This is a genomic window from Scandinavium sp., assembly GCF_036271055.1.
Taxonomy (GTDB): Bacteria; Pseudomonadota; Gammaproteobacteria; order Enterobacterales; family Enterobacteriaceae; genus Scandinavium.
Genome location: NZ_DATBBJ010000073.1, coordinates 115,249 through 129,218, shown reverse-complemented (window position 1 = coordinate 129,218; position 13,970 = coordinate 115,249). Strand labels below are relative to the sequence as shown.

Here is a 13,970-nt window from a genome sequence, read left to right as displayed (position 1 = left end):
ATTTTTATTATTTATTCAGATCAGCATCAGGCCAGTATTTATAGCCGTTGATCATCGCCTGCGCCGCCAGACCTTTTTCGGTCATTTCATACACGCTGACTTTTGAAGGTAACGATTCAGTATCGGTTGCTACACCGTGAGCTGAAGCACCCGTACCGGCACCGGTATCATCGTATTTCGCGGCAGCGTTTGCATCCGCGCCAACAACGTAGCCTTCGGTGATGAATTTGTTCAGCGATTTAGTGTCATGGAACACGATAACCGTGCTCAATTGTTTCACACCTACACCCAAGCCTGCGCCGCCCTGGGCCATTTTCATGTAGGTATCTTTACCGCTGTGAAGATCTTTCACGACGCCATAACCGCTACCGAAGCCAAAGAGGAAAATTTTGCTGCTGTTGCTGGAGAACACTGCGTAACCTGTTCCATGCTGAACATCGCTGCGCGCTTCCGGGTGCAGCTTATAAAGCTGAGTTAAGGTATCGGTGCGCATTTTTTGAATGGTGGCACGCTGCTCACTGGCGGTATCGCCTTTTGCACTACAACCAGCCAGAACCAGGGCTGAAACAAGAAAAAGTGATTTAAATTTCATCGTTTATATCTGCGTCTAATAATTGAGCGCGCTATTGTAGGGAGAATATGAGCAGATGCGAGGAAAGCAGGAGAACCAAATGTAAGGAATTTATTTATACATTTCTATCGGGTGTTTGGCGGTAATATAAGAGTGACCGCCGGGCGGCCACTCTTTAATACTATCAGAAGCGATAACCTGCTGAGAACATAAATACCCACGGGTCTAGACGGGTATGAATGGACTGATTTTCACCACCGGCTTTAAATTTAATATCGGTGTCCACGTCCATATACCAGACTGAGGCGTTAATCAGCCAGTCCTGATTAATCAAATAATCGACGCCCACCTGACCTGCCGCGCCCCAGGAGTCGTCGGCGCTCAGATCAGACAAGCCCGCCGCTTTACCGGTATCGTTGAAATCGGCATTAAAGAAAGTGGTGTAGTTGATACCCGCCCCGATATAAGGACGAACCTTGCTGCTGGCGTCAAAGAAATACCACTGTGCCATCAGCGTTGGCGGCAGCAAATTGACGGTTGCCAGCGTTCCGGTTGGGCCTGTGCCCACTTTGCTGCGGAACGGCGAAGCGGCCAGCAATTCAATACCAATGTTATCCGTTGCCATATAAGTGAAGGTTAGGCCGAGCTGGGTGTTGTTATCGACAGTAAAGCCGCCGAGCCCCAGGACGTTATCAGACCCTTCCGTCGGACGAATCGTCGCAGAACCTGCACGAATAAAGAACTCACCGGCTTCATGCGCCCAGGCACCGCCAGACAGACTGCTTAACACCAACGCCGCCACTGCTAACTTTTTCATTTCCACTCCTTAGTTATGATTTTATAAGCGCGCTGAATATACCTATAAATGAGTAAAAACGATCCAATTCAGATCACATTCAATCGTGAGATTTAACATTCATTGATCTGGATTAATTTTTCGCGGCGAATTTGATAAGGAGAAAACACATCCACATCAATTTTCTTCCTTTTTCTTGTTACAAAAAAGGCGGTATGGCCCTTTTGCCCCTGTTCACGCCGCAGCAGAATGTGGTCTTTAATGAGGAACAAGCGTCGCCCCACCGTGAAGGCTTACTTCTCCTTTACAAAGATATGCTTTTCCATACAGGTGTTGATGCTGCCACTTTGGTGCGCGGTGAGTTACAATTGCCGGCTTATTACTAGCAGTCAGACTCAAGGAGAGTGCATGTCTATCACGGCTAAGTCGGTTTACCGTGACACGGGTAATTTTTTTCGCAATCAGTTCGTTACGGTTCTGTTGATTGCCTTGTTGTGTTCGTTTATCACGGTGGTGCTTGGCCATGCGTTCTCACCGAGCGATGAGCAGCTTGCTCTGCTGCGCGAAGGCGATAACCTTGCAGGCGGTGTAAGCCTGTTTGAACTGGTGCAAAACATGACGCCAGAACAGCAGCAAATCCTGCTGCGTGCCTCGGCCTCTTCAACCTTTTCTGGCCTGATTGGCAATGCCATTCTCGCGGGCGGCGTGCTGCTGATGATTCAGATGATTTCTGCCGGGCAACGCGTCAGCGCGCTGCGCGCTATCGGTGCCAGCGCACCGGTTCTGCCGAAATTGTTGTTACTCATTTTCATCACCACCTTCCTGGTGCAGATGGGTGTCATGCTGATTGTAGTGCCGGGTGTGTTACTGGCTATCGTGCTCTCTTTTGCGCCGATTATGCTGGTGCAAGATAAAATGGGGATATTCGCCTCCATGCGCAACAGCATGCGTCTGGCTTGGGCTAATATGCGTCTGATCGCCCCGGCGGTGATCGGCTGGCTGCTGGCGAAAACGCTGCTGCTGATGTTCGCATCAAGCTTTGCGGTGCTGACGCCGAACGTCGGCGCAGTGGTGGTGAACTGCATCAGTAACTTGATTTCTGCTTTGTTGCTGATCTATTTATTCCGCCTGTATATGCTTATTCGTAACTGACATCCCTAAGGCCCGGCTTTCCGGGCCGTTACTGAACTACGGAACCGATGAATGAAGCAGTTTCTCGATTTTTTACCGCTGGTAGTGTTCTTTGCTTTCTATAAGCTTTATGACATCTACGCCGCCACCACAGCGCTTATCATCGCCACTGCCGTGGTGCTGATTTACAGCTGGATACGCTATCGCAAAGTCGAAAAAATGGCGTTGATTACCTTTGTGATTGTCGCGGTATTCGGCGGTCTGACGCTGTTCTTCCATAACGATGAATTTATCAAATGGAAAGTGACCGTGATTTATGGCCTGTTTGCCATCGCGCTGCTGGTCAGCCAGTGGGTGATGAAAAAGCCGTTGATCCAGCGCATGCTGGGTAAAGAGTTAACGCTGCCGCAGTTCGTCTGGTCACGTCTGAACATTGCCTGGGCGGTATTCTTTATCCTGTGCGGCCTGGCCAATATTTATATCGCGTTCTGGCTGCCGCAAAATATCTGGGTAAACTTTAAAGTCTTCGGCTTAACTGCCCTGACTCTGATTTTCACGCTGCTAAGCGGCGTGTACATCTACCGCCATATGCCGCAGGACGACAAGTAAATGACCGGAAGCAATGACGCCCCGCTGGGCGATCTGGTTTTACGCACGCTGGCAATGCCTGCTGACACCAACGCCAATGGCGATATCTTTGGCGGCTGGATCATGTCGCAAATGGATCTCGGTGGCGCGATTATGGCCAAAGAAATCGCGCAAGGCCGTGTGGTCACAGTGCGTGTCGATGGCATGACGTTCTTACGTCCGGTCGCGGTGGGTGACGTGGTGTGCTGTTACGCACGCTGTACAAAGCGCGGGACAAGCTCAATCACGGTCAATATAGAAGTGTGGGTGAAGAAGGTCTCTTCGGAACCCATCGGGCAGCGTTATAAAGCCACCGAGGCGTTGTTTATCTACGTCGCGGTAGACAACGAAGGGAAACCTCGCCCCTTCCCGAAAGCATAAACAAAACCCGGTCATTGACCGGGTTTCTTATTTTTAGAGGAAGCCTAATACCTTGAAGAAGAAGTATCCGGCGACAATCACAATGATCGGCAGAATATAGAGCGGGAAAAATTGCACAAATATAGAGTGATTGGGCACAACTATTTTCGCTTCAACTTGCTCTTTGGTTAATCCTTCAACCCCTTTCGATTTCTCAAGGATCATCTGGTCCTGCACACTTTCACGTAAAAACTTCGTCTGGCGGCTCATACGCGCACCGGAAGCCTGCAACGCCAGGCCAACAAACACTAACGCAAAGATAATCCAGAAGCCGATATTCAGGCTGTGGTGGAAGTCCGGCAGTGGCGAGTTGTACCAAAAGAAATTCAGGAACGGCGTGTTGAAGCGGATCATTTCTATCATCACGTGGGCGAAGTCGAGCAGAACGGCGTCAATACCCGGCTGCTTTTCACTGTGCTCGAACATGAATTTAAAGACCGAAATGAGCGTCGAGATCACGGCCGGGATAAAAATGACCCAGCCCAAAAGGCGTTTCAGTATGGCGATGCGTCCAGCTTGTTGATACGTCATGGTTTCCCCTTGTTCAGACGCGCTTTCTGTTTCGCTGTAAGTCTACCTTTACTTGCGCCTTTTCGCCTGCGCTTTAAAAGCTATATGGTGTACGATTAAGTCGAATCTCAGGCCTTTTACCTCTACAGGAGTTGCTTTATGACAGACCAGCGTCAAATTCTCGCTGCTATCTTTGATATGGATGGTTTACTGATTGATTCCGAACCGCTGTGGGATCGTGCCGAACTGGATGTGATAGCCGGTCTGGGCGTGGACATTTCACGCCGTAACGAACTGCCCGACACGCTCGGTTTGCGTATCGATATGGTCGTTGAACTGTGGTTTGCCCAACAGCCATGGAACGGTCCGAGCCGCGAAGAAGTCACTGCGCGCATTATCAGCCGCGCCATTTCTTTGGTTGAAGAAGAACGCCCTCTGCTGGCTGGCGCCCGTGAAGCCATTGCCCTGTGCAAATCTCAGGGAATGAAAGTCGGACTGGCGTCTGCATCACCGCTGCATATGCTGGAAAAAGTGCTGGATATGTTTGACCTGCGCGACCAGTTCGATGCCCTCGCTTCGGCGGAAAAGCTGCAATACAGCAAACCGCATCCACAGGTGTATCTCGACTGTGCAGCAAAACTTGGCGTGGACCCGCTCGCTTGCGTCGCGCTGGAAGACTCCGTTAACGGGATGATCGCCAGTAAAGCTGCGCGCATGCGCTCTATCGTCGTGCCAGAGCATGAAAACTTCGCCAATGCTCGTTACGTGCTGGCTGACGTGAAACTCTCCTCCCTCGAACAATTAACCCTTTCACATTTGCTCGGTTAACGTGGTTGGCGCCCGGTAATTAGGTTGCCGGGCATTGAAAAAAACGCCACTCCCGTCAAATTAATTAAAACGTTGTTTTATTTTAGTTTGAGTTTTTACGCCCCCGCCTCTATGCTTCTCGCATAAACCTGCCCCACAACATATAAAAAACAGGCCAGAGGAGTGCTTATGATTCTCAATGCGTTCAATCTTTCCGGAAAAGTCGCCATCGTCACCGGCTGTGATACGGGCTTGGGCCAGGGTATGGCGCTCGGGCTAGCCGAAGCGGGCTGCGACATCGTGGGCGTCAGCCGAAAAAATCCGCAGCAGACAGCAGAACGCGTTCAGGCGCTGGGTCGTCGGTTTAGCTTTGTTCAGGCCGATTTAAGCCAGCAGGATAAAGTGGAAGAGATTGTCAGCCGCGCGGTCACTGAAATGGGCCGCATCGACATTCTGGTGAATAACGCCGGGACTATACGTCGTAACGATGCGCTGACCTTTAGCGAACAGGACTGGGATGATGTGATGAACCTCAATCTCAAATCGGTCTTTTTCCTCGCTCAGGCCGCCGCACGTCAGTTCATTCGTCAGGGCGATGGCGGGAAAATCATTAATATCGCCTCCATGTTATCGTTCCAGGGCGGGATCAGAGTGCCATCCTACACCGCCTCAAAGAGCGGCGTACTCGGCATCACTCGCCTGCTGGCGAACGAATGGGCGCAACACGGTATCAACGTGAACGCCATCGCACCGGGTTACATGGCGACCAACAACACTCAGGCGCTGCGGGAAGACGAAGATCGTAATAAAGCCATTCTTGAGCGTATCCCCGCTGAACGTTGGGGTACACCGGAAGACCTGCAAGGACCGGTGGTTTTTCTGGCCTCCAGCGCATCCGATTACGTCAACGGCTATACGCTGGCGGTCGACGGCGGTTGGTTAGCCCGTTAATCGCGCAAATTTGACAAACAGTTACACCGTCACCTCTTCCGCCTACTGTATAAAATCCCTATACTGTATGAATTGACAGTTTGATGGGTATTATCATGACGGCGGAAGGCCACCTGCTCTTCTCTATAGCCTGCGCGGTGTTTGCCAAAAATGCAGAACTGACCCCGGTTCTGGCGCAAGGTGACTGGTGGCATGTCGTTCCCGCTGCGGTATTGACCTGTCTGCTGCCGGATATCGATCACCCCAAATCCTTCCTCGGCCAACGATTAAGCTGGATAGCCAAACCCATCGCGCGAATGTTCGGTCATCGCGGGTTCACGCACAGTTTGCTGGCGGTGTTTGGCGGCCTGACGTTGTTTTATCTCAAAGTCCCTGAAACCTGGATTGTTCCCGCCGATGCCATTCAGGGGATGGTCCTCGGTTATCTCAGCCATATTCTCGCCGATATGCTGACACCCGCGGGCGTTCCGCTCCTGTGGCCGTGCCGTTGGCGGTTCCGCTTACCGATTCTGGCCCCCCGAAAAGGCAATCAACTCGAACGTTTCTTGTGCATGGCGTTGTTCTTCTATGCCGTCTGGATGCCGCAGTCGATGCCGGATAACAGCGCCGTACGCTGGTCATCAAGCCTCATCAGCTCACTGCAATTACGCTTCGACCGATTTATAAGCCATCAGAGCACACACTGATCGTCGTTTATTTTTAAACCGGAACGAACTTGTAGACTTCTGTCTGGGAAAGCTAAAGTTAAGGGTAATCATGCAGATATTCGCTGCTTCCTTACCGCTATTTAGACCCATTCGTTGCTCACTTTATGATTACAAAACTGAAGCACCGAGGTTTTCATGTCTGCCATAAAAGCCTCGATGACCGTTATCTCGAAATCCTTGACGATATTCTCTCGTGTAATGTGAAAAACATCAGCATTCCCATGGTGTTTAAAAGTGAGCCTCACACCCATGTCTCTTTACTCGACACCCGACATGGTCAGTTCGTACTCAAGATTTATTCCCCCCGCAGCAAACTGGCTGAACGTTTCGCTAAATCCTTGTTCTGCAAAAACTATAATGAAAATCTTATCCATAGGATCGATGAAGCCGAGTCGGATGGATACACCTTCCCCAACAACTTCTATCTGCTGGCCGAACGGCGCGTGCTCACATTCGCCAAAGTTTCGATCATGCTTTTTGAGTACATTCCCGGCCCGGAGTTGCGAGATATTCCTGCGATCACCCCGGCCATGAAATCTGAAATTAAAGAGTCGATGCGGGAAATGCATGCCAGAGAAATTATTTCTGGCGATGCACACGGCGGTAACTTCATTCTGAGTAAACAAGGGATCAGGATTATTGACCTGTCAGGTAAACCCTATAGCGCCAGGCGGGCGGTAGAGGACTATGTGACAGCCAATATTCGCCTAGGCGTGCCGGTTGAAACACAGAGTTTGTGGGAGAAATCGCTGGTTGCCAGAAGAATGAAGCGCCACTTGAAAATAAAGCACAGAAAAATGCAGAGCCGTCGCAGCAGCATAGATAATAACCAAACTGCGCACTAATCCCTCTGAGAGCAACTTTTTGGAATAAACCATTCCATTTGGATATAAGCGCTACATCACACTTCTGCTAATCTTGCGACATTAAAGTCGGCCACTCATTCGAGCCGTCTAATGACACCAGGAGAACGGGGATGAATTTTCCATTAATCGCGAACGTCGTTGTGTTCGCTATCTTACTATTTGCTCTGGCACAAACCCGGCACAAAAACTGGAGTCTCGCCAAGAAAGTATTGGTAGGCCTGGCGATGGGCGTAGCCTTCGGTCTGGCACTGCAACTGATTTACGGCGCAGACAGCACAGTCCTCAAAGACTCTATCCAATGGTTTAACGTCGTCGGCAACGGCTATGTACAGCTGCTGCAAATGATTGTAATGCCGTTGGTCTTTGCCTCTATTTTGAGTGCTGTCGCGCGTCTGCATAACGCGTCACAGCTCGGTAAAATCAGCTTCCTGACCATCGGTACTCTGTTGTTCACCACGCTGATTTCAGCGCTGGTCGGTGTGCTGGTGACCAACCTGTTTGGCCTCAGTGCTGAAGGTCTGGTACAGGGAACGGCTGAAACCGCGCGTCTGAATGCGATCCAGAGCACTTACGTTGGCAAAGTCGCTGATCTCAGCGTGCCACAATTGCTGCTCTCCTTCGTACCGAAAAACCCGTTTGCCGATCTGACTGGTGCAAACCCTACGTCAATCATCAGCATCGTGATTTTCGCCGCCTTCCTGGGTGTCGCCGCGCTGAAATTGCTGAAAGACGATGAACCGAAAGGTAAACGCGTTCTGACCGCCATCGACACCCTGCAAAGCTGGGTGATGAAACTGGTGCGTCTGGTGATGCAGCTGACGCCATATGGCGTGCTGGCTCTGATGACCAAAGTCGTGGCGGGTTCGAACCTGCAGGACATCATCAAACTCGGTGGTTTCGTGGTCGCGTCTTACCTTGGTCTGGGGATCATGTTTGTGGTTCACGGTTTGCTGCTCGGTGCCAACGGTGTTAACCCGCTGAAATACTTCCGTAAGGTATGGCCAGTGCTGACCTTCGCGTTCACCAGCCGTTCCAGCGCCGCTTCTATTCCACTGAATATTGAAGCGCAAACCCGTCGTCTGGGTGTACCGGAATCCATTGCCAGCTTCTCCGCATCCTTCGGTGCCACGATTGGCCAGAACGGTTGTGCGGGTCTGTACCCGGCAATGCTGGCAGTGATGGTTGCGCCCACTGTCGGCATCAACCCGCTCGATCCGCTGTGGATTGCAACGCTGGTTGGTATTGTGACCGTTAGCTCCGCAGGTGTTGCGGGCGTCGGTGGCGGTGCAACGTTTGCCGCACTTATCGTTCTGCCTGCAATGGGTCTGCCGGTTACGCTGGTTGCGTTGCTGATTTCCATCGAGCCGCTGATCGACATGGGCCGTACCGCGCTGAACGTCAACGGGTCGATGACCGCCGGAACCCTGACCAGCCAGTGGCTGCGCCAGACCGACAAAACAGTGATGGAAAGCGAAGATGAAGTAGAGTTGGCGCACCGTTAAGGTTGCTCGACTGCCATCAGCAAAAAAGCGCCGATTCGGCGCTTTTTTTATGCATTTCGTTCCACGACACTATTCTTCTACTTCCCCTTCCTGGCGCATCTGCATCGCCCAACGCTGTGCCGCTTCAGGCCCGGTGAAAGCCTGTGATTGCTGGAAGCTGTCACCCATCAACACAAATGCCACATACTTCTTACGCAGCAGCCAGACGTCACGGTAGCCATCCACCTTCGAGGCGTGATCCGGTGGTGCCGGTTCGACACGAGGCACGTAGCTAATAACGGGGCGATTGTTGTGTTGACGCAACGGTTTCATAAGCGGAAAAGCACCAAAACAGAAAACAAAGTCATGAACCCCCTATGATAGCCGATTGTGGCCGCCATCGTCGCGCCCTGCGTGCGATCTTCGCTGTTGATTCGTCACAGCAAACCAGGCATTTGTCTCAGAATGACGGGGCCATTGCCTGTGTTGTTCTATAGTTAACAAGTTTTGACGCAAAAAAAACCTTTTTCCAGACTGAAACAGGAGACGCGTGCAATGTCGAAGAAATCAGATAAAAAGACCGTTCAGGGTTCCCCGGTACACGACGACGCCGAAGCCAAACCAGGACTTGATTCCCTTGCTCCAGCCGATAATTCCCATCTTGCGCCCCCTCACCCTAGTGCGCCCGGTGAATTTCCTACAGCCCCCGGGAGCGTGAAAGCACCCGAGACACAAAGCGAGAAACTGGAGGCTCTGGAGGCCTTTCGCAAAGGTGGCGAAAACGTTCCGTTGACTACCAATCAGGGTACACGAATTGCCGATGACCAGAACTCACTGCGTGCCGGCAGCCGTGGTCCAACCTTGCTGGAAGATTTTATCCTGCGGGAAAAAATCACCCATTTCGACCACGAACGGATCCCTGAACGTATTGTTCATGCCCGAGGCTCCGCCGCCCACGGCTATTTCCAGCCTTATAAAAACCTCAGCGATATCACCAAAGCCAGCTTTCTGACTGACCCGAAAAAAGTCACACCCGTATTCGTGCGCTTCTCTACCGTCCAGGGCGGCGCGGGTTCTGCCGATACGGTGCGTGATATTCGCGGTTTTGCCACCAAATTTTATACCGACGAAGGTATTTTCGATTTAGTCGGCAACAACACCCCTGTGTTCTTCTTGCAGGATGCGATGAAATTTCCTGATTTCGTTCACGCGGTAAAACCAGAGCCACACTGGGCGATCCCTCAGGGCGGCAGCGCGCATGATACTTTCTGGGACTACGTTTCTCTCCAGCCTGAAACCTTGCATAACGTGATGTGGGCGATGTCTGACCGAGGTCTACCACGCAGTTTCCGCACCATGGAAGGCTTTGGCATCCACACTTTCCGTCTGATAAACGCCAAAGGTGAAGCCACGTTTGTTCGATTCCACTGGAAACCCATCGCAGGAAAGGCCTCTATGGTCTGGGATGAATCGCAGAAACTCACCGGGCGAGATCCCGACTTCCATCGCCGCGAGCTGTGGGAATCGATAGAAGCCGGTGATTTCCCAGAATATGAACTGGGTTTCCAGCTGATCCCCGCAGCCGATGAATTCAAGTACGACTTTGATCTTCTCGACCCTACCAAGCTTATCCCCGAAGCCTTGGTCCCGGTGCAACGCGTGGGTAAAATGGTTCTGAATCGCAATCCGGACAACTTTTTCGCCGAAAACGAGCAAGTTGCGTTCCATCCGGGTCACATCGTGCCGGGCATTGATTTCAGTAACGATCCGCTGTTGCAGGGGCGTTTATTCTCCTACACCGACACCCAAATCAGCCGACTTGGCGGCCCCAATTTCCATGAAATCCCGATCAACCGCCCGACCTGCCCGTACCACAATTTCCAGCGTGATGGCATGCACCGGATGGACATTGACACCAATCCGGCCAACTACGAGCCGAATTCGATTAACGACAACTGGCCGCGAGAAACGCCACCGGGGCCAAAACGCGGGGGCTTTGAGTCTTATCAGGCGCGGGTCGACGGCGATAAAATTCGCGAGCGCAGCCCTTCCTTTGGCGAATATTATGCACATCCGCGTCTGTTCTGGCTCAGTCAGACGCCGATCGAACAACAGCATATTGTTGACGCCTTTAGCTTTGAACTAGGCAAAGTAGCCCGGGCGTATATCCGTGAGCGCGTGGTCGATCAACTGGCGTCTATTGATATCCAACTGGCACAGAAAGTCGGCGACAACTTGGGGTTAACCCTCAGCGAAGAACAGCGCACACGCTCTGCTCCGCCAGATGTAAACGGGCTGAAGAAAGACCCGACGCTGAGCCTGTACGCCACCCCTGGCGGAAGCATTAAAGGGCGCGTTGTCGGTGTCCTTCTGAGTGATAAACCCGTCGCGAAGGAGTTGCTGACCTTACTGAAAGGGCTGAAAGCGCAAGGCGTGCATGCGAAATTACTCTACAGCCGAATGGGCGAACTGACTGCGGATGATGGTTCGGTACTGACGATTAATGCCACATTTGCCGCAGCACCTTCGCTGACAGTGGATGCCGTAGCCGTGCCCGCAGGCGATATCAGTAGCCTTGAAAAGAGCGGCGATGCCCGTTATTACCTGCTCGAAGCGTATAAGCATCTCAAACCGCTGCTGCTGGCTGGCGATGCCCGTCGCTTCAAAACACTCCTTAGCGTGGCGGATAAAGGCGAAGAAGGCATAGCGGAAGGGGAAAGCGTGACGAAGAGTTTGACGGAGGATTTCCTGGGCTTATTGGCGGCACATCGGGTGTGGTCACGAGCGGCAAAAATCCCGACTATTCCAGCCTAAAAAAATGCCGGGAACTCTCGCCCGGCCTAACCCCTAACACGGTGCCCAGGGAGAACTGGGCACCAACAGTGACATTCTATACGTCGCGGTAAGTCCCGAGACGGTAGCCGTGCTCCGCGACCGCGTATTTCAGCGATGGCGACGTTAACACGTCCAGTTCAGTCAAACGTGGGTAGCAGTACGCGCTGCCCATAATGGTGTTATCGACAAAAGCCGGATGACACATCACTTCCAGCGATGACTCCCCTGCCCGCGCCGAGGTTTCCAGCGTTTGCAGGAATAACACTTCCGTGATGGCATCGCCATAAAACTCGCTGGCGAATCCGTCGCTGCTGCGTACGCCTTGCGCATCCAGGCTATGCAGTTTTTGCAGATTGCGATCGATACGCATCGCCACCCCTTTCGCTTTGGCAAACGCCGCTACAATCGGGAAAATCTGCGGGATCATATGCACATGATGATGACTGTCGAAATGCGTAGGTTCGCAACCGAACAGGTCCACAAAGCGGTGATACTGGCAGTCCAGTTCACGCGCAATTTCATCCAGCGGCAGAGAATCCTCTTCTGCCATCTGCCAAATCCATTTGCCCAGTTTGCCCTCGCGCGTCAGGCCTGGCATTGCCGACAGCGGCATGCCGAGCGTGAGCACAAAATGCATCCCCACCGCGAGTTCAGGTAAACAGCGGCTCAACTGAGCCGCATGTTCAATAGCCACGCCGTTCACCAGCGCGGTAGTGGAGGTCACCAGACCGTTTTTGCAGGCGTCGACAATACCGTAGTTTTGCCCTTTGCTGAGACCAAAGTCATCGGCATTGACGATGAGCACACGTTCCATCTGCAACTCCTTTTACTGCTTGAGGGTTTTCACCGTTTCGGCAAAGTTCGGCAACCATTTTTCATGGGCGAGGATCAGCTCGCGAGCCAGCACTTCAGCGTCTTTATCTGAATGGATCAGCGGGCTTAAATTCAGCGCCAGCAGCACATCATTAAACTCACCACTCAGCGCCGCATGGCTTGCCGCCACTTCAAAGCCCTTGATGGTATGAATCAGCCCCAGCACTTTGTCATCGAAATGGGTCAGTCGCGGATGCGGCTTCGCCCCTTCGCTGCCAAGAATACAGGTCATCTCTACCGCCCAATCTGCCGGAATATTGTCTATATGCCCGTGGTGCGGCACGTTGACGTAATGCTCCGTCTGCTTGTTATTGTAGATGGCGTTGATAACCTCGCAGGCTGCGTCCGAGTAGTACGCCCCGCCGCGCTGTTCCAGTTCTTTCGGTTTAATATTCAGGTCCGGATCTTTATACAGGTCGAACAGCTGCTTCTCGACTTTCTGCACCACCTGAGCGCGCGCGCCGCCTTTGTAGTATTCGCCCATTTCGATAGCCAGCATCTCTTTCTGCTTGAAGTAGTACAGCAGATAAGAGCACGGCAGCAGATTCAGGGAACGAATCAGCCCTTCGCTGAATGGCATATCAAAGATGTTTTTCACGGTGTTGGCGGTCAACTTACCGGTGGCCACGCCGTCGAGCAGTTCCGCAAAGCGTGATTTGCCATTCACGATAACGTCGCGGATAAACACCATGTGGTTCAGGCCGAACAGATCAATAGACAGGTCGTCTTTGTCAGAGAGTTGCAACACATCGGTGATGAACATTTTCATGCCTACCGGAATGTTACACACGCCGATAAAACGTTTGAAATTGGTATGACGATAAACCGCTTCGGTCACCATGCCCGCCGGGTTGGTGAAGTTAATCACCCATGCATCCGGGCAGATTTCCTGCACGTCTTTGATGATGTCGAACACCACGGGAATGGTACGCAGCCCTTTAAATAGGCCACCGGCACCGTTGGTTTCCTGGCCGAGATAACCGTGACTCAGTGGAATGCGCTCGTCTTTTTCACGCGCTTTCAACTGGCCGACGCGAAGCTGCGTGGTCACGAAATCGGCATCTTTCAGCGCTTCGCGGCGGTTAAGGGTTTTGTGCACCGTCATCGGCACACCGGCTTTTTGCACCATGCGTTCACACAGCGCGTGGATGATGTCGAGTTTTTCCTGCCCTTCTTCAACATCGACCAGCCACAGCTCGGTAACCGGCAGTTCATGATAGCGCTTGAGGAAACCTTCCAGTAATTCCGGGGTATAGCTGCTGCCGCCGCCGATAGTCACAACTTTTAATTTCTGGCTCATAACTTTCTCCCAAGTGACCCGCAAACAACGTGTGGTTGACTCTCCACATCATGCGCGGATAGCTAAACGAATTCGGTAGGTGCGGCGAACCGCAC

General features: G+C 52.2%; 15 protein-coding genes. 9 read left to right on the top strand and 6 right to left on the bottom strand.

All coding sequences use genetic code 11. The features are described from left to right. Nucleotides 1-7: 7 nt before the first annotated feature. Both VH187_RS14350 and ompW read right to left on the bottom strand, forming a co-directional pair. The gene (locus VH187_RS14350) at nt 8-592 is read right to left on the bottom strand and encodes a lipid-binding SYLF domain-containing protein (protein ID WP_329702127.1); all 585 of its coding nucleotides are present in this window, start codon (nt 590-592) and stop codon (nt 8-10) included. A 163-nt stretch (nt 593-755) separates the two neighbouring features. After that, nucleotides 756-1,388, bottom strand: a complete 633-nt coding sequence (gene ompW / locus VH187_RS14345) for an outer membrane protein OmpW (RefSeq protein WP_329702126.1) — start codon at nt 1,386-1,388, stop codon at nt 756-758. A 387-nt stretch (nt 1,389-1,775) separates the two neighbouring features. On the opposite strand from ompW, the gene VH187_RS14335 reads away from it, so the two are divergent. From VH187_RS14335 to yciA, 3 genes are read left to right on the top strand one after another with little or no spacing between them, the layout of a single operon-like run. After that, nucleotides 1,776-2,519 carry a YciC family protein gene (locus tag VH187_RS14335; RefSeq protein WP_329702125.1) on the top strand — a complete coding sequence of 248 codons (744 nt, stop codon included), beginning with the start codon at nt 1,776-1,778 and terminating at the stop codon, nt 2,517-2,519. 51 nt (nt 2,520-2,570) lie between these two features. Further along, the gene (locus VH187_RS14330; protein WP_329702124.1) at nt 2,571-3,107 is read left to right on the top strand and encodes a septation protein A; all 537 of its coding nucleotides are present in this window, start codon (nt 2,571-2,573) and stop codon (nt 3,105-3,107) included. Then, on the top strand, nt 3,108-3,506 hold the full coding sequence (gene yciA / locus VH187_RS14325) for an acyl-CoA thioester hydrolase YciA (RefSeq protein ID WP_329702123.1): 399 nt from the start codon (nt 3,108-3,110) through the stop codon (nt 3,504-3,506). 33 nt (nt 3,507-3,539) lie between these two features. Here the strand turns inward: yciA and VH187_RS14320 are convergent, their stop codons facing one another. Next, nucleotides 3,540-4,076, bottom strand: coding sequence for a YniB family protein (locus tag VH187_RS14320; protein ID WP_329702122.1), 537 nt, complete (start codon nt 4,074-4,076; stop codon nt 3,540-3,542). A 138-nt stretch (nt 4,077-4,214) separates the two neighbouring features. Here VH187_RS14320 and hxpB point away from each other — a divergent pair, with 138 nt between their 5' ends. The 5 genes from hxpB to VH187_RS14295 all read left to right on the top strand — a co-directional run bounded on the left by hxpB (nt 4,215) and on the right by VH187_RS14295 (nt 8,888). Further along, nucleotides 4,215-4,883: a hexitol phosphatase HxpB gene (gene hxpB, locus VH187_RS14315; RefSeq protein ID WP_329702121.1), complete on the top strand. Its 669-nt coding sequence runs from the start codon at nt 4,215-4,217 to the stop codon at nt 4,881-4,883. A 168-nt stretch (nt 4,884-5,051) separates the two neighbouring features. Further along, the gene (gene kduD / locus VH187_RS14310) at nt 5,052-5,813 is read left to right on the top strand and encodes a 2-dehydro-3-deoxy-D-gluconate 5-dehydrogenase KduD (RefSeq protein ID WP_329702120.1); all 762 of its coding nucleotides are present in this window, start codon (nt 5,052-5,054) and stop codon (nt 5,811-5,813) included. Nucleotides 5,814-5,908: 95 nt separating this feature from the next. Further along, nucleotides 5,909-6,499: a metal-dependent hydrolase gene (locus tag VH187_RS14305; protein ID WP_329702467.1), complete on the top strand. Its 591-nt coding sequence runs from the start codon at nt 5,909-5,911 to the stop codon at nt 6,497-6,499. A 125-nt stretch (nt 6,500-6,624) separates the two neighbouring features. Beyond that, nucleotides 6,625-7,365, top strand: coding sequence for a lipopolysaccharide core heptose(II) kinase RfaY (locus VH187_RS14300; protein WP_329702119.1), 741 nt, complete (start codon nt 6,625-6,627; stop codon nt 7,363-7,365). A 131-nt stretch (nt 7,366-7,496) separates the two neighbouring features. After that, on the top strand, nt 7,497-8,888 hold the full coding sequence (locus tag VH187_RS14295; RefSeq protein ID WP_329702118.1) for an L-cystine transporter: 1,392 nt from the start codon (nt 7,497-7,499) through the stop codon (nt 8,886-8,888). 69 nt (nt 8,889-8,957) lie between these two features. On the opposite strand, the gene cedA is transcribed toward VH187_RS14295, so the two are convergent. Next, a complete protein-coding gene (cedA, locus tag VH187_RS14290) occupies nt 8,958-9,200 on the bottom strand; it encodes a cell division activator CedA (RefSeq protein WP_329702117.1) in 243 nt (80 codons plus the stop codon). A gap of 222 nt (nt 9,201-9,422) precedes the next feature. On the opposite strand from cedA, the gene katE reads away from it, so the two are divergent. Further along, on the top strand, nt 9,423-11,681 hold the full coding sequence (katE, locus tag VH187_RS14285) for a catalase HPII (protein WP_329702116.1): 2,259 nt from the start codon (nt 9,423-9,425) through the stop codon (nt 11,679-11,681). A gap of 76 nt (nt 11,682-11,757) precedes the next feature. Here the strand turns inward: katE and chbG are convergent, their stop codons facing one another. Both chbG and VH187_RS14275 read right to left on the bottom strand, forming a co-directional pair. Beyond that, the gene (gene chbG, locus VH187_RS14280) at nt 11,758-12,516 is read right to left on the bottom strand and encodes a chitin disaccharide deacetylase (protein WP_329702115.1); all 759 of its coding nucleotides are present in this window, start codon (nt 12,514-12,516) and stop codon (nt 11,758-11,760) included. A gap of 12 nt (nt 12,517-12,528) precedes the next feature. Continuing rightward, nucleotides 12,529-13,875: a 6-phospho-beta-glucosidase gene (locus VH187_RS14275; protein WP_329702114.1), complete on the bottom strand. Its 1,347-nt coding sequence runs from the start codon at nt 13,873-13,875 to the stop codon at nt 12,529-12,531. Nucleotides 13,876-13,970 lie beyond the last annotated feature (95 nt).

What these genes read in the sequence shown, in the direction of transcription:
- yciA (WP_329702123.1), top strand. Translation starts at nt 3,108, where the DNA reads ATGACCGGAAGCAATGACGCCCCGCTGGGCGATCTGGTTTTACGCACG.
- chbG (WP_329702115.1), bottom strand. Translation starts at nt 12,516, where the DNA reads ATGGAACGTGTGCTCATCGTCAATGCCGATGACTTTGGTCTCAGCAAA.
- hxpB (WP_329702121.1), top strand. Translation starts at nt 4,215, where the DNA reads ATGACAGACCAGCGTCAAATTCTCGCTGCTATCTTTGATATGGATGGT.
- VH187_RS14320 (WP_329702122.1), bottom strand. Translation starts at nt 4,076, where the DNA reads ATGACGTATCAACAAGCTGGACGCATCGCCATACTGAAACGCCTTTTG.
- kduD (WP_329702120.1), top strand. Translation starts at nt 5,052, where the DNA reads ATGATTCTCAATGCGTTCAATCTTTCCGGAAAAGTCGCCATCGTCACC.
- VH187_RS14300 (WP_329702119.1), top strand. Translation starts at nt 6,625, where the DNA reads ATGATTACAAAACTGAAGCACCGAGGTTTTCATGTCTGCCATAAAAGC.
- VH187_RS14335 (WP_329702125.1), top strand. Translation starts at nt 1,776, where the DNA reads ATGTCTATCACGGCTAAGTCGGTTTACCGTGACACGGGTAATTTTTTT.
- VH187_RS14305 (WP_329702467.1), top strand. Translation starts at nt 5,909, where the DNA reads ATGACGGCGGAAGGCCACCTGCTCTTCTCTATAGCCTGCGCGGTGTTT.
- VH187_RS14275 (WP_329702114.1), bottom strand. Translation starts at nt 13,875, where the DNA reads ATGAGCCAGAAATTAAAAGTTGTGACTATCGGCGGCGGCAGCAGCTAT.
- ompW (WP_329702126.1), bottom strand. Translation starts at nt 1,388, where the DNA reads ATGAAAAAGTTAGCAGTGGCGGCGTTGGTGTTAAGCAGTCTGTCTGGC.
- VH187_RS14295 (WP_329702118.1), top strand. Translation starts at nt 7,497, where the DNA reads ATGAATTTTCCATTAATCGCGAACGTCGTTGTGTTCGCTATCTTACTA.
- VH187_RS14350 (WP_329702127.1), bottom strand. Translation starts at nt 592, where the DNA reads ATGAAATTTAAATCACTTTTTCTTGTTTCAGCCCTGGTTCTGGCTGGT.
- VH187_RS14330 (WP_329702124.1), top strand. Translation starts at nt 2,571, where the DNA reads ATGAAGCAGTTTCTCGATTTTTTACCGCTGGTAGTGTTCTTTGCTTTC.
- cedA (WP_329702117.1), bottom strand. Translation starts at nt 9,200, where the DNA reads ATGAAACCGTTGCGTCAACACAACAATCGCCCCGTTATTAGCTACGTG.
- katE (WP_329702116.1), top strand. Translation starts at nt 9,423, where the DNA reads ATGTCGAAGAAATCAGATAAAAAGACCGTTCAGGGTTCCCCGGTACAC.